The following is a 14,822-nucleotide window of genomic DNA, read 5'->3' on the forward strand; positions in this document are numbered from 1 at the left end:
CCCTGCTTCCCTCGTAGCGCTCGCTGTTCACCCGTCGGTGCGGACCCAGAAGCACAGCACTCCCTCGCGCTCGCCCTCCAGGACGCCGCCGCACGCCTCGATGACCCTACGCGAGGCGGTGTTGCCGGTGAGGCAGTTGATCAGCGCCGACTCGATGCCCAGTTCGTGGGCCATCGGCAGGGCGGTGCGCAGCATGGCGGTGGCGTGGCCGAGGCGGCGGGCGGTGGGGCGTACGTCGTAGCCGATGTGGCCGCCGAACGCGCGCAGCCGGTCGTTGAGGCGGTGGCGGATGGCGAGGCGGCCGAGGTACTCCTCGCCGTCGGTGTACCAGAGGTTGGTGACGGGCACGTAGTCGTTGGCGCGGGCCACCGACTCCCTGATCTGGTCGCGCAGCCAGGCGGTGTACGCGGCGAAGGCGACCGGCTCGTGCCAGTCGTCGGCGAACCGGCGTATCTCCCGGCCCAGTGCGGAGTTGTCGTCCTCGGCGCCTCTGCCTTCGGCCCGGAATTCCTTCACCGCCTGGAGGTAGGAGGTGTGGAAGCGGCTGCTGGGGGCGGTGAGATGCGGCATCGCGACATTGTGCGGGAACGCGCGTCGGCCCGGCCACCGCATTTCACGAGTGCGGTGGCCGGGCCGAAGGCGCGTACGGGAAGGGCTGTTTGAGCGCTACTTGACCACGGTCAGCGGCAGCAGCTTCTTGCCCGTGGGGCCGATCTGGATACTGGTGTCCATCTGCGGGCAGACGCCGCAGTCGAAGCACGGGGTCCAGCGGCAGTCGTCCACCTCGGTCTCGTCCAGGGCGTCCTGCCAGTCCTCCCAGAGCCAGTCCTTGTCCAGACCGGAGTCCAGGTGGTCCCAGGGCAGGACCTCCTCGTACGTACGCTCGCGGGTGGTGTACCAGGCGACGTCCACGCCGGCCTCGGGCAGCGTCTTCTCGGCGGCCTGCATCCAGCGGTCGTAGGAGAAGTGCTCGCGCCAGCCGTCGAAGCGGCCGCCGTCCTCGTAGACGGCGCGGATGACGGCGCCGATACGGCGGTCACCGCGCGAGAGCAGGCCCTCGACGATGCCGGGCTTGCCGTCGTGGTAGCGGAAGCCGATGGAGCGGCCGTACTTCTTGTCGCCGCGGATCTTGTCACGCAGCTTCTCCAGGCGGGCGTCGGTCTCCTCGGCGGAGAGCTGCGGGGCCCACTGGAAGGGGGTGTGCGGCTTGGGGACGAAGCCGCCGATGGAGACCGTGCAGCGGATGTCGTTCTTGCCGGAGACCTCGCGGCCCTTGGCGATGACGTTGACCGCCATGTCGCCGATCTGCAGCACGTCCTCGTCGGTCTCGGTGGGCAAACCGCACATGAAGTACAGCTTGACCTGCCGCCAGCCGTTGCCGTAGGCCGTGGCGACCGTACGGATCAGGTCCTCTTCCGAGACCATCTTGTTGATGACCTTGCGCATGCGCTCGCTGCCGCCCTCGGGCGCGAAGGTCAGTCCCGAGCGACGGCCGTTGCGCGTCAGCTCGTTGGCAAGATCGACGTTGAACGCGTCGACGCGGGTCGACGGGAGCGACAGACCGATCTTGTCCTCGGTGTACCGGTCGGCGAGGCCCTTGGCGATGTCGCCGATCTCGGTGTGGTCCGCGGAGGACAGCGACAGCAGGCCGACCTCCTCGAATCCCGTGGCCTTCAGGCCCTTGTCCACCATCTCGCCGATGCCGGTGATGCTTCGCTCCCGTACGGGACGCGTGATCATGCCGGCCTGGCAGAAGCGGCAGCCGCGGGTGCAGCCACGGAAGATCTCGACCGACATCCGCTCGTGGACGGTCTCGGCCAGGGGGACGAGGGGCTGCTTGGGGTAGGGCCACTCGTCGAGGTCCATGACGGTGTGCTTGGAGACCCGCCACGGGACGCCGGAGCGGTTGGGCACGACGCGCGCGATGCGCCCGTCGGGCAGGTACTCCACGTCGTAGAACCGGGGGACGTAGACGCTGCCGGTCTTCGCCAGCCGGAAGAGCACCTCCTCGCGCCCGCCCGGGCGGCCCTCGGCCTTCCAGGCGCGGATGATCTCGGTGATCTCCAGGACCGCCTGCTCACCGTCGCCGATGACCGCGCAGTCGATGAACTCCGCGATCGGCTCGGGGTTGAAGGCGGCGTGCCCGCCCGCGAGGACGATCGGGTCCTCGACGGTGCGGTCGGCCGCGTCCAGCGGGATGCCCGCCAGGTCCAGGGCCGTGAGCATGTTGGTGTAGCCCAGCTCCGTGGAGAAGCTGAGGCCGAAGACGTCGAAGGCGCCGACGGGGCGGTGGCTGTCGACCGTGAACTGCGGCACGCCGTGCTCGCGCATCAGCGCTTCGAGGTCCGGCCACACGCTGTAGGTGCGCTCGGCCAGCACGCCCTCGCGCTCGTTGAGGACCTCGTAAAGGATCATGACGCCCTGGTTGGGCAGTCCGACCTCGTAGGCGTCCGGGTACATCAGGGCCCAGCGCACATCGCAGGCGTCCCACGGCTTGACTGTGGAGTTCAGCTCGCCGCCGACGTACTGAATAGGCTTCTGCACGTGCGGGAGGAGGGCCTCCAGGCGCGGGAAGACCGACTCGACAGACATCGTGGTGATCTTTCATGAGCGGGCAGGGGTGACCATCAAGCCTAACGCGCTCCGAAGGTCGTCTTCGACCGGCGGGCGGCGGCCGTACGGGCGCGGGGGCGCGCGTCGGCCACCGCGCCCCCGCCGTCAGCTCTCCAGCGCGGAGCGGTGGGCGGGCTTGGAGACCTCCTTCCACAGCAGCGGCAGCTCCCGTTCGCGGGCGGCGGCGGTGGCCTCCTCGCGCCCGTAGAGCAGCCCGAAGGTGAAGCCGCTCTCCCCCGCGGCCTGGGCCTGTGCGGCGATCTCGCGCAGGGCCTCGCGGGCCACCACGCTGTCCTGGCGGTCCCCCAGGAGCTCCTGCAGCCCGGTCATCGCGGCGGCGAAGTCCTTGGCGGGGGCGCCGAGGGCCGGGCGGGCGGCCTCGGCGGCGTACCGGGTGCGCTTGGCGGCCTTGCGCGCCTCGTGCATCGCCAGGTCGCGCCGGTGTCCCGAGCAGGCGGACAGCGCCTCGTCCACATGCGCCGCGAGCCGCCGGTAGTCCTTGATCACCGCCTTGGGTACGACCTCGGCGGGCGGCCGGGCTGCGGCCTTGAGCAGCGGGGGGTCGGCGCACAGCGCGTCCAGGGCCGTCAGCAGCGCCAGATAGCGGCCACCGTCCAGTACGGCGACCACATGGCGGCGCGATCCGCTGCGGCGCGCCTGGGACCAGGTGCGAAGCCGGGTGCGTACGGGCCCGAGGTGCAGCGTGCGGGGCAGCCGGGCCAGGCCCTCCTGGAGGCGGGCGGTGAGCACCTCACGGTCCCGGTCGATGCCCAACTCCCCTGCCAGCCACTTCAGTTCGGCGCCGATCGGGTCGGTGGCGGCGCGGTCGAGCACCTTGGCGTAGGAGCGGAAGACGCTGCGCAGACGGCGGGTGGCCACCCGCATGCGGTGGACGGAGTCGTGCTGGTCGCGGCGGACGGCCGGGTCCAGTTCGACGATGGCGCGGACCTGGCGGCGGACGTAGCGCAGCACCACGTCGCCGGCCGTCGGGGGCGGGGCGCCGTCTCTTTGGCGGGGCTCCTTCTTGCCCTTGCCCTTCTTCGCCTTGGTGTGAGCCGTGGGGCCGGGCCTGGGCCCGCCCTTGCTCCGGGGCGCGGTCTCCGCCAGCGCGCGGGCCAGCTTGGAGGGCGCGCCGCTGGGCCGCAGACCGGCGCCGAGCAGGCACCCCTCGATCGCGTCCAGCAGTTCCGGCGCCGCCCCTTCGGCCAACTCCGCCTCGATCTCGGTCCATTGGGCCGTGCGGCCGCCGCCGAACCGCTCGGCACGTACGCCGTCCACGCCGATCTCGGCCAGCAACGCCCCTTGTGCGTCCAGGAGATGGCGCACCGCGCGCCGGGAGCGCAGCCGCATCAGGGGCAGCAGTTCCTGGCCGCGCACCCTGGAGCGGACGAGCGCGGCCAGCGCCCGCGGCACGGTGTCGCCCAGCGGCGCCCGCACCTCGTCGCGCACATGCGGTCCGACGGGGAGTTTGAGGTGCCAGCCGCTGTCGTCGCCGCCGACGCGGCGGCGCAGGGTGATGCCGTCGGCCGCGAGGCGCTGGTCCGCGGTGTCGTAGTAGGTGGCGTCCAGTTCGACCACCCCTTTGTCCACGACACTCGCGACGCCCGGCACCTCGTCCAGGCCGGGCAGTTGGAGGTCCCCGGCGGCCGCGCCGGCCGGGTGGGGCTCGCTGGGTTCGTACTTCCGCTCGATCTCCCGCACGGTGTCCGCCATGGATCGAATCTAGCCGGGTGTGGCGCGTGGAGGCAGTCGCAGAAGAGACGTTCGGGGGCTCGCGTACGGGTCCACGAATGCGCTCAGGACATGGCCAAGGGGCGCACGGGAGGTAAAAGGTTCATCCCTGTACAAATTTTGACGGTCCATCAGGCAAGTATTTCAAGCCTGTTACGAAAATCGCCGTCTTGTGATCGGCAGATACCAACCGGACGATCGGTCCCTCATCTCTTGCGCGGACCGCGGGCCCCGCCGCATCGGCTGCCGCCCGCCGTGCGCGCCCGTACCTGAGGAGGACCCCATGAACGATCGCCTCAGCCTCAGTCCCGATGCCGCACGGCAGCTCGCGACCGCCACCAAGACCAATCCGCAGATGCGCGGCATCACCCCGCGCTACCTGCTGCGCGCGCTGCCCTGGGTGGACGTGGAGGCCGGTGTCTACCGCGTCAACCGCCGCCGTACGTTCATCCTGGGCGACGACCGCATCACCACCTACACCGAGAACGACGCCCACCACTGCGTGGCCGAGGACCTGCGCGAGGTGCCGTACCTGCGCGAGGCCGACGAGGAGATACTGCGCGAGCTGGCCGGGTCGTTCAGCGAAGTCACCTTCGAGGCAGGGCAGTTACTGGCCTCCGAGGGCGATGCGGCGGACCGGCTGTGGGTGATCGTGCGGGGCCGCGTGGAAAAGCGGGTGACCGGCCGCTACGGCGAGGACGCCCTGCTGGAGATCGTCGCCGACGGCCAGTTCTTCGACCTGGACGCCTGGACCCGCGGCACGTCGCTGCCCTACCGGGCCCGCGCGCTGACCCCCGGCGTCGCACTGTGCCTGGACCGCGCCGAGCTGGCCCGGGTCGCCGACCGCGACGAGGCGCTGCGTACGCGCGTGGAGGCGTTCTGCTCCGGCGAGGCGCCCGCGCCCGGCTCCGAGGCGCCGGTCCAGCTCGCCTCGGGACACGTCGGCGAGCCGGACCTGCCCGGTACGTACGTCGAGTACGAGGAAGCGCCGCGCGAGTACCACATGACGCTGGCCCAGACCGTGCTGCGGGTGCACACCCGCGTCGCCGATCTCTACAACCAGCCCATGGACCAGACGCGCCAGCAGACCAACCTCACCGTCCAGGCGCTGCGCGAGCGCCAGGAGGCGATGATGCTCAACCACCCGGAGTTCGGGCTGTTCAACAGCGTCGCGCCCGGCCAGCGGGTGCAGACGCGCAGCGGCGCGCCCACCCCCGACGACCTGGACGAGCTGCTGGCCAAGGTCTGGAAGCAGCCCGCCTACTTCGTCGCCCACCCGCGCGCGATCGCCGCGTTCGGCCGCGAATGTACCCGCCGGGGTGTGCCCCCGGTGACCGACAACAGGTTCGGAAGCCCGCTGCTGACCTGGCGCGGGGTTCCGCTGCTGCCCTCGGACAAGGTCAAGCTCAACGGCCACGCGAGCGCGAGTACCACCGAGATCCTGCTGATGCGGGTGGGCGAGGCCGAGCAGGGCGTGGTGGGCCTGCGCCCCTCGGAGGTGCCGGACGAGGCCGAACCGGGCCTGTCCGTACGGAACATGGGCGTCGACCAGAAGGCCATCACCTCGTATCTGGTCACGGCCTACTTCAACACCGCCGTCCTGGTCGAGGACGCCCTCGCCGTCCTCCAGAACGTCGAGGTGTCCAAGTACCATGACTACTCCTGACGTCACGGGGCGCACGGCGCCGTATCTGCCGTACGTCACGCCGCCGCAGGAGGCCCAGGCGGCCACGGCCGCTCCCACGACGGCACCGCCCGCCTCCGTGACACCTCCCACCTCCGTGGCACCACCGCCCCCGATGACGCCGTCCGCACCGACGGCGCCGCCTGCCTCTATGGCTCCCACGGCGCCCTCGGCGTCCATGCCACCGTCCGCGTCCATGGCGCCCTCCGCGTCCATGGCGCCCTCCGCCCCGACGGCGCTGCCCGCCTCGATGGCACCGCCCGTCCCCGGGGTCCCCCAGGCCCCGGCGCCCTTCACCCCGGAGCTGGCGCGGCAGGACATCCCGATCCTGCACCGGCTCGTCAACGGCCACCCGCTCGTCTGGCTGGACAACGGCGCCACCACGCAGAAGCCGCGCCAGGTCATCGAGACCCTCGCCGCCTACTACAGCTCGGCCAACTCCAATATCCACCGCGGCGCGCACACCATGGCGCGTGAGGCCACCGAGGCCTATGAGGCGGGCCGGGCGGCCGTGGCCGACTTCCTCGGGGCGCCCTCGCCCTCGGAGATCGTCTTCGTGCGCGGCACCACCGAGGCGGTCAATCTGGTCGCCCAGACCTGGGGCCGGGCCAACCTCGGGCCGGGGGACGACATCCTCGTCCCCGTCCTGGAACACCACTCCAACATCGTCCCCTGGCAGCTGATCGCCGCCGAGCGACGGGCCAGGGTGGTACCCGTTCCGCTGACGCCCGAGGGCGAGATCGACCAGGACGCCTACGCCGACCTGCTCTCCGTACGGACCCGGTTGGTCGTCCTCAGCCACGCCTCGAACGTGCTGGGCACCGTCCCGCCCGTACAGGAGATGACGGCCCTGGCGCACCGTTACGGCGCCAAGGTCCTCGTCGACGGCGCCCAGGCCGTCGCCCACTTCCCCGTCGACGTACAGGCCCTGGGCGCGGACTTCTACGCCTTCTCCGGCCACAAGATCTTCGGCCCGACGGGCATCGGCGCGCTCTTCGCCAGGCCCGAGGTCCTCGCGTCCATGCCGCCGTGGCAGGGCGGCGGCAACATGATCGACGAGGTCACCTTCGAGCGCACCACCTACGCTCTTGCCCCCCACCTCCTGGAGGCGGGTACGGGGCACATCTCCGGCGTGGTGGGCCTGCTCTCCGCCCTCAACTGGCTGACGGCCTTCGACCACAGCGCCGTCGCCGCCTACGAGGCCGAGCTGCTGGCCTACGCCCAGCAGGCGCTGTCCACCGTCCCCGGCCTCCAGCTCATCGGGACGGCCCCCGACAAGGTCGCCGTCCAGGCCTTCACGATGGCCGGCTGCGACCCGGCGGACGTCGCCGCCTGGCTCGATCGCGACGGCATCGCGGTGCGCGCGGGCCACCACTGCGCCCAGCCCGCCCTGCGCCACTACGGCCTGGACAGCGCCGTACGCGCCTCCTTCGCCCTCTACAACACACCCGAGGAGGTCAACCAGCTGGTCGCCTCGCTGCTCCGTCTCCAGCAGACGCAGCAGCCGGGCCGTACGGACCGTCCCGCCTGATCACCGCGCCCGCAAGGGCCTCCTGCCCCGGTCGGCCGCGCGCCCGGGGCCAGGAGGCCCGGCCGCGCGCCCCGCCCCGTTCTCCCGCACGAGCCTGTTCTCCCGCACGAGCCTTCTGACGCCCCACCCCAGCCCGTAGGCGACCACGGCCGCGGCCGGCACTGCGGTGAGGGCAACCGTCAGCCAGTACTCGGTGTAATGCAGGGCGGACTCCGGGGTATTCGAGAAATTGATCCCCGGCTGTTTCCAGGTGTAGTACCCCAGCACCATGATCACCTGCGAGAGCACGGCCCGTACCACCGCGTGCCCGATCCCCGGCGCCGTCACGGCCACCACGAACACGATCACCGCGTACGGCCAGTAGCTCGACGCGATCCGCGAGGCGGCATCGACCGTCCGGCCGTCCCCGTCACCCGCCACGGCGATATACGCGGACAGGGCCCCTGCGAGCGCGCCGATCGCCAGGGTCCGCATCCCACTCCACAGCAGCCTGTTCGTCATTCCTCCACTGCACATCGCCTGTGTGAGGACTCCATGCGCCTCCGATGACCGTTTTGTCACAGATCGTTCGGCGCCGGTACCCCCTACCGCCCGCCCCGGACACCCGCGCGTTGCCCGCCCCCGTCCACGATCTCTAGCGTGCGCCCATGCCCGTACTCTCGTTCCCCCTCACCTCCCATGGGTGGACCGCATCGTCGAGTTCGCCGACCTCCCCTGGTCCCGCCAGGCCTTCGAGGACGTCTTCATACGCAACGGCTGGCACGCCACCGGCGAGGACGGCTCCCCCGTCGTCGGCTGGCTGGAGTACTGGCCGCTCGGCGCGGACCACGACGAGGACTGGCACCTGGTCCTCGGTGAACACCCGGGCTGCCGCAGGACTCGCGACCGGGACCGGGTCTGCGCGCACCCGGACTGCCGTACGGACTGCGCCATCGTGCTCCCCCTGGCGTACGCCGCCATCGACGTCACCAGTGCCGACGGCGGCCCCGCGCCCCTGGAGGACTACTGGGACCTGGACGTACCGCCGCAGGCCCAATGGTCCCCGGACGCGTCGTGGGAGGACTTCGAGGCCCGCTTCACCGCCGCCGAGCAGCTGCTCCACGAGCGCCTGGGAGACCCGTGCACCGTGGCCGACCCGCTGCCGGAGCACCAGCCCGAGCGGGCCCTGACCTGGCAGCGCGGCCAGAGCCTGATCACCTTGTTCACCGGCAGCAACCACCACATGTACGGCCTGTACGACTGGACGGGCATCGATGTCCGCCCCGCTGTGGCGGCCCTCCCCCGGCAGCCTGACTGACGCTCGCCCCGCCCGCCGGGCCTCACTCGCCGCCCGTGCCCGATACCCGGCCCCGATCCCCCGGGACACAGCTCCCGCCCGGCTTCACTTCCCGGGCGGCCTCACTCCTCGGGCAGCTTCACTTCCCGGGCGCCTCAGCCTCTGCCCGGCAGTCTCTGCCCGGCCTCAGCCCCACAGCCGGTCCAGGCCGAGCCGGATCGCGTACATCCCGTCCGGCCCGCCCACGGTCAACTGCCCGTCCCCATCGAGCGCGAGCGCCGCACAGCGGTACAGCAGCGGCACGGTGCCGACCCGCCCGGACAGCACCTGCCACAGGTGGATCTCGGCGTCGTCCCAGGCCACCGCGAGTACCGGACCGGCCGCCGTATCCGCCGCCGCCAGCGCGGTCACCGCCGCCGGCCGCTGCTCGACCGGCCCCTCCATCGGTTCACCGGACGCCTCCCACATCCGCACGCTGCCGTCCGCACCCGCGCTGAAGACCAGCTCCAGGCCCTCGCCCGGCACCCCCACGGCGGCGGTGGCCAGCACCGTCGTACGGTGCAACTGCCAGGAACGGGGCTGTGGCTGGTACTCCCCCAGCGACCAGACATGCACCGCCCCCTGCGCGTCACCGACAGCGGTCAGGGACGTCCGCGGGCAGCTCGCGAGCGCGGTGGGCCGGAACGCCGCCGCCGACAGCGCGGCCCGGCCGTGGTGCTCGGCCACGGCGGCCAAGACCGTGGCGGCCGGCTCCTCGTCCACCGGCACCACCGGTTGCAGAGCGCCGCTCTCGTCGAGAAGCAGCAGCGCACGGTCGGTGCGGGCGGCGATGCCGTACGGGCGGAGCGCGGCAGGGGACGCGATCGCACCGGCCCGGTCCCCCGTCGCCGGGGCGTACGCGGACAAGCCGCCCACCGGATCGGCGACGGCCAAGTCAGCGACCTCACCTGGAAGTTGGGCGAGCGCGGTGACCGGCGTCCCGTGCCGAGCCCACACCGCGGACCAGTGATGCCGCTCGGCGAGCGGGCGCAGATACTCGGCGAGGGTCGGCTCGCCGCCCAGCGCCGCGGCGTGCAGCAGCGCGGCGCGCTCGGTGCCGTCCCGCCCCACGGCGGACAGCTGCGGCGCTGCCCGCCCCCAGACCTCGCGCAGCCGGGCCGGCAACGGTATGTACCGATCCGCCAGCGCCGCGGTGATCGACACGGCCGACCCGTGCACCAGAAATCCCGGGTCGGTCAGCAGCGTACGCACCGCCTTGCCCCTGTCCCCCGCGACGAGCGCCCGGTCGAGCGCCTGGTCACGGGCGGCCGGCGGTGCCTGGCCCCAGATCGGGCGCCCCTGCCCGGTGCGCGGCACGGTGGCGAAGAGGGCGGTGAAGTCCGCCGCCTCGCTGCGGGACGGCGCTGCGCCGGGAAAGGGCAGCTCACCCAGGTCCACACTGGCCACCGCCCGTCCCCCGGGCTCCCCGAAGAGCGCCTGGGTCCCGGCAGCCTCGTCGACCTCGGCGACCAGCCGTACGTGCGGGAACTCCAGCAGCGGAAGCAGCAGTTCGGCCACCAGCCGCCGCGGATCGGCCTGCGGCAGCTCGGCCGGCCCCCGCCCGGCGCGGTTCAGCTCCGGTACGAGCAGCAGCAGCGGGCGCTGATCGGCGGCGATGCGGTCCAGCAGCCGATGCGGCGGCAGCGGCCCGTAGCCCAGCTGTCGCCCGAGCTCCCAGGCGAACGCCTCGGTGAACAGGCCCTCGGCCGGTACGAGGGCGTGCACGGTGGTCCGCGGATGACCGGCCGCGCCCGCGAAGAACCAGGCGATCAAATGGCTCTTGCCGCTGGCCCGGCCGCCCCGTACGAGACACAGCCGGGCCCGCGTCCCGCCCACGTCAGCGGCCCAGTCGACCAGTGCCAGTCCGGCGTCCTTGCGCTGCGGATCCAACGGTGGCCAGGCGGCTGTGTCGGGCGCGGCGGCAGGCGGGTTGCTCGTCATCGGCTCACGAATCCGTTCGCTACTGAGGCGGTCGGGCGGCGGCCTCGCGCAGCAGCTGGATTCCCTGTGCGCGCGACTCGGCAGTCTCTCCGTAAGGGAAGTTGTGCGTCAGCTCCGCATCGGGGAACACCTGCTCCAACCACATCGAGCAGTAATGCCCCGGCATAAAACATGCCTCCAACTCGGTGTGAATCCGCAGCACTTGCTCCGGCTCCACACCCGAATTTCGCAGTACGCCCCACAGCCGTTCCTCGGGGTGCAGCGCAATCCCGCCGGCCTGCGTCACGATCTGCTTCTCACTGCCGGCATCCACATACTCGAAGGCCGCGTACCACTCGGCGCCGGCGGTGTCCCGAATGTCGTCCAGCACCAGTGGCCACCAGTTCTCGCGGTCCTCGAACGCCCGTGGGTCCAGCGCCCGCAGCCGCTCCTCCAGCCGCCCGAACGCCTCCGCCGCCACCTGCGGCTGGTCGGTCCCGAGTATCACGCCCAGCGTCTGCTCCAACTCGCCGAGCGCCCGCGCGAACACCTCGACCGTCGAGTTCACCAACCTCAACGGCTCGTCATAGTCCAGCAGTACGGCCCTGACGACGCCGTCGCCGTCGGCGCAGATCTCATATCCCTGGTCCGAACCGATCCGCGCCCAGGTCAGGGTCTCCTCCAGCGCGATCCCGCGCTCGCAGACATCCGCGTATTCGGCCAGCGACACGGGCTCATCGGCGGCGGTAACGAAATAGGGCCCCACCTGCCATGGCACCGCCACTCCGGCAAGCCGGCGCACACCGGCGGGCGTGCCGAGCGGATCACCACCCGCCGCCTGTCCGAAATGCCGCATCCCCTCACCGGAGTCCGTCATGTTCACCCCTCATCAACGAGCCGGCGAGCATCATATCCATCCCCTGCCCACGCAATCCCATTCCCAGAGCCCCATCACAGAGCCCAGCCGGGCCGCTCAGCCCAAAGCCGCCAGACAGAATCCGGATTCTCCAGCGCCATGGAATCCACCTCACACATACGCGCCACGGCATCACCAATACCCTCATGGCCCCTTCTCACATTTCGCCCGGCCAGACGACATCCGCGAGCAGCCGCCGCCACAGCGACTCCGGGTCGCCCAGGCTCATGGAGTCGGCCCGGCGCATCTCGGAGAGCATATGTTCCAGTGACTGCGCCGGGGACCGATTGCCTTCTTCTGTCGCTTCCGGGTCGTAGTTGGGGCGCTCGGTCTGGAACAGGCAGCGGAAATAGGCGAAGGAATAGAGGTACCGATTGAGCGGGTATGCCTCCGCGCTCTCCTCCGGCAGGCAGTAGACAGTTCCGGAGTCCGCGTCGACCGCCACCCTCCGGATGCCGGATCCCCGTGAGCAGGTCCGGAGCAGGTGTCACCAGCGCATCGGCCGAGAACACCGACTCCAGCTGCTGCCGGTTCACCCACTGCTGGCCCAAAGCCGCTCCGGTCCCCTCTAGTGCCGCGCCGCCGGCTCTTCCACATATTCGAGAATGTCGCGCCAGCGTGAATGCGGGACGGCCAGCGCCTCGGGGTCAATCTCTCGCATTCGGGAGTTCAGGCGGCTCACCGCACCCGCCAGATCGAGCACCTCTTTCTCCGACTCGAAGTCGTAGTCCGGCCGCTCCTTCTCCAGCAGGTAGAGAAAAGCGACGAACGCGTCGATGCTCTTGTTGAGCCGATAGACCTCGGCCGCGTCCTCCGGGATGCAGTAGATTTCTCCACTCGCCGGATCGATGGCGACATCGTCGTAGTAGACCGCCCCCAGCACCAGCCATTCCGCAGCGTTGGGCGGAAGGTTGTCATAGCTTTCCGAGAGGTCTTCGTAGCGTTCGCCGAGGGTCGTGAAATCCTCTTGGGAAATATCGTCGATTTCGAACCAGGGATTCTCTCTGAGCGGGATTCCGACCTCGTGCAGAAATTGACGAGTCGGCGCGTGCCGGATCTCGGCGAGCCGGTCCATTGCAGCAACCGCAATCTCACCCGGCTCGAACAAGTCCGCCAGCTCTGCCCGGTCGATCGAGAATGTCACAATCCATCCCATTTCTTTTGGTTCGCACGGCGGGCGCCCAGCATAGCAGCGTATCGTTATGCATCTCTGCGCGCCTTGAGAAGGTCAAGATAGTTCATCATTTTCGCGTTGCCCGCGGCTCTGGATTCCTTGGTCGACCCATAGTCCACACTGTGCGACACATCCACGCCCGGAAATCTCGAATGCATCCACGCACCGCAGTTGGGGTTCGAGCAGGGCGCACGCTCGGTATAGAGCTCACGCATTCTTCCCTGCATACCGTCCTCAAGGAATGCCCGGCCCACCATACGCTCCGAGTGCCTGGTATTGGGATAGCGCTGGCTACGGCCGACCAGAATAAAGTCCCCCCTTCCGTTCGCTCCGTCAAAACGCCCCGCGGCGTAATTGTTGCTGGTGAAGTCGTCCACCACCACCTCCTTCCCGTCCACGACCTTCTTGACCGACCGGTGCGTGCCGTACGAGCCCTGGGCGTGCCTGGCCAGCTGGGTCGCCCGGGCGAGCTCGGTGCTGCCGAGCGCCACCTCGCGCGAACTCGCCCGCGGCCGTGGCTCCCGATCGCCCTTCTTGCGCGCCGGAAGTCTCGCCAGTGAGTCGCCCTTCTCGGGTATCTTCACCTCGTTGTTCGGGCCGAAGTTGAGACCGAGCCGCTTCTTGTCGTCCTCGGTCAGTGCGTCGGTGCCGTTCCCGTCGGCCCGCAGTCGCCGAATGGTTCCGTCATCCCCCATCAGATACATGGGGGTCTTGTCATCGTGCTTCTTCAGCTCGGCCAGCGAATAGGCAATGTGCTCATCGTTCTCACGATGATTCTTGGACATGCACTTCAGGCCCTGGGGGATGCTTTCGGCTACGTGTTTGCCTGCTTGGGTGACGGCTTGCTCGACCTTGGTCACGACCTTGTCGAGCATGTTGTTGGCGGCGTCGGCGATGAAGTCCTTGCCGCGGGTCCTGCCCTGGTGGCCCTTGGCCCGGTGGAGTTTGGTGCGGCCCTTGTCGCGCATGCCGCCGCCGATGCGTTCGAAGCCGCCGGCGACGTCGTCGTACGCGGCGTGGTCGACGGTGAACTTCCCGCTGCCGCCCGCGCCGCCGACCCCTCCCCCGCCCCCGGCGCTGAGTAGGTGCATCTGGCCCGCCTGCTGCTTGGCGCTGTCGACGCCCTGGTGGAAGCCCTCCTTGCCGGCGTCGGCGGTGCGGCTCAGGTCGATGCCCTTCTGGGTGCCCAGGGCGTTGCCGGCGAGTTGGACGACGAGGTCGCCCGCCATGTTGGCCAGGGACTCCTCGATGGGGGTCATGGCGGTGCTGATGACGTGCTCGGCGACCTGTTCGCACACCTCCTTGAAGAGGCGTTTGACGATGACGCGGGTGGCCTGGGTGGCGCCCAGGGCGCCGAGTTCGGACAGGCCCAGGGTGAAGGGAGCGGCGACCTGGGCGGCCAGGACTTCGGCGGCGAGGATGCCCAGCTGGATGAGGGCGGCGCCCTTGGCGCCCGCGATGAGGGTGGCCACGCCGTCCATGGCGGTGGCACAGAGCCGCCCCGCCTGGGCCAGGTTGTTCAGGTGGGTGCCCTTGATCTTCCCCCAGTGGGCGTTGAACGCCTCCAGCGCATCGCCCTCGTTGGCGCCGAGCAGCGCCTGCACCTTGTCGTGGGCCTGGGTGGCGCCGTCGTCGATGTCGTCGGCGAACTCCCGCATGGCGGTGGCCATTTCGCGGTAGTCGTCCTCGTCCACATTCGGCCAGGAAACGCCTATCAGGTCCAGCAGCTCATCCGCCCAGCCGGGCAGCACCACGCCCATGACCACAACCCCCGTCGCTCGAACACCGGCCGACGGAACGTAACTTCAGGCGCGTGTGCGAGACAAGGGTGAAGTGTGGTGCCAGGGAGGGATGTTGCTCAACTATTACCGCCCCTCGGTGACGCAGCGCCGGGCCGGAACAGAACTGCCGCGGCTCCCGGACGGACAGTCCGGGAGC

The 14,822-nt window shown here is 70.3% G+C and carries 12 protein-coding genes; 3 read left to right on the plus strand and 9 right to left on the minus strand.

Annotated elements, in window-relative coordinates:
• Positions 1-27 precede the first annotated feature (27 nt).
• From AC4IJH_RS22340 to AC4IJH_RS22350, 3 genes are all read right to left on the minus strand, one after another.
• Complete coding sequence (locus AC4IJH_RS22340) at positions 28-570, minus strand: GNAT family N-acetyltransferase (RefSeq protein WP_490853585.1); 543 nt, start codon at positions 568-570, stop codon at positions 28-30.
• A 96-nt stretch (positions 571-666) separates the two neighbouring features.
• Positions 667-2,592 carry a TIGR03960 family B12-binding radical SAM protein gene (locus AC4IJH_RS22345; RefSeq protein ID WP_490853586.1) on the minus strand — a complete coding sequence of 642 codons (1,926 nt, stop codon included), beginning with the start codon at positions 2,590-2,592 and terminating at the stop codon, positions 667-669.
• Between the two features lie 126 nt (positions 2,593-2,718).
• Positions 2,719-4,326, minus strand: coding sequence for a CYTH and CHAD domain-containing protein (locus AC4IJH_RS22350; protein WP_490853587.1), 1,608 nt, complete (start codon positions 4,324-4,326; stop codon positions 2,719-2,721).
• 301 nt (positions 4,327-4,627) lie between these two features.
• Between AC4IJH_RS22350 and AC4IJH_RS22355 the strand changes: the two genes are divergently transcribed.
• Positions 4,628-6,010, plus strand: coding sequence for a family 2B encapsulin nanocompartment shell protein (locus AC4IJH_RS22355; protein ID WP_490853588.1), 1,383 nt, complete (start codon positions 4,628-4,630; stop codon positions 6,008-6,010).
• 214 nt (positions 6,011-6,224) lie between these two features.
• Positions 6,225-7,559, plus strand: a complete 1,335-nt coding sequence (locus tag AC4IJH_RS22360) for a SufS family cysteine desulfurase (protein WP_490853589.1) — start codon at positions 6,225-6,227, stop codon at positions 7,557-7,559.
• On the opposite strand, the gene AC4IJH_RS22365 is transcribed toward AC4IJH_RS22360, so the two are convergent.
• A complete protein-coding gene (locus tag AC4IJH_RS22365) occupies positions 7,560-8,060 on the minus strand; it encodes a hypothetical protein (RefSeq protein ID WP_490853590.1) in 501 nt (166 codons plus the stop codon).
• Between the two features lie 181 nt (positions 8,061-8,241).
• On the opposite strand from AC4IJH_RS22365, the gene AC4IJH_RS22370 reads away from it, so the two are divergent.
• A complete protein-coding gene (locus tag AC4IJH_RS22370) occupies positions 8,242-8,856 on the plus strand; it encodes a hypothetical protein (RefSeq protein ID WP_490853591.1) in 615 nt (204 codons plus the stop codon).
• 165 nt (positions 8,857-9,021) lie between these two features.
• On the opposite strand, the gene AC4IJH_RS22375 is transcribed toward AC4IJH_RS22370, so the two are convergent.
• The 5 genes from AC4IJH_RS22375 to AC4IJH_RS22395 all read right to left on the minus strand — a co-directional run bounded on the left by AC4IJH_RS22375 (position 9,022) and on the right by AC4IJH_RS22395 (position 14,644).
• Complete coding sequence (locus AC4IJH_RS22375; protein WP_490853592.1) at positions 9,022-10,815, minus strand: WD40 repeat domain-containing protein; 1,794 nt, start codon at positions 10,813-10,815, stop codon at positions 9,022-9,024.
• Positions 10,816-10,834: 19 nt separating this feature from the next.
• A complete protein-coding gene (locus tag AC4IJH_RS22380; protein WP_490853593.1) occupies positions 10,835-11,671 on the minus strand; it encodes a nucleic acid/nucleotide deaminase domain-containing protein in 837 nt (278 codons plus the stop codon).
• A 196-nt stretch (positions 11,672-11,867) separates the two neighbouring features.
• A complete protein-coding gene (locus AC4IJH_RS22385) occupies positions 11,868-12,155 on the minus strand; it encodes an SUKH-4 family immunity protein (RefSeq protein ID WP_490853594.1) in 288 nt (95 codons plus the stop codon).
• A 123-nt stretch (positions 12,156-12,278) separates the two neighbouring features.
• Positions 12,279-12,854, minus strand: coding sequence for an SUKH-4 family immunity protein (locus tag AC4IJH_RS22390; protein WP_490853595.1), 576 nt, complete (start codon positions 12,852-12,854; stop codon positions 12,279-12,281).
• Positions 12,855-12,910: 56 nt separating this feature from the next.
• Entirely contained in the window at positions 12,911-14,644 is a 1,734-nt protein-coding gene (locus tag AC4IJH_RS22395) for a WXG100-like domain-containing protein (protein ID WP_490853596.1), read from the minus strand.
• Positions 14,645-14,822 lie beyond the last annotated feature (178 nt).

The sequence above is a fragment of the Streptomyces sp. UF-297 genome, from assembly GCF_058245575.1.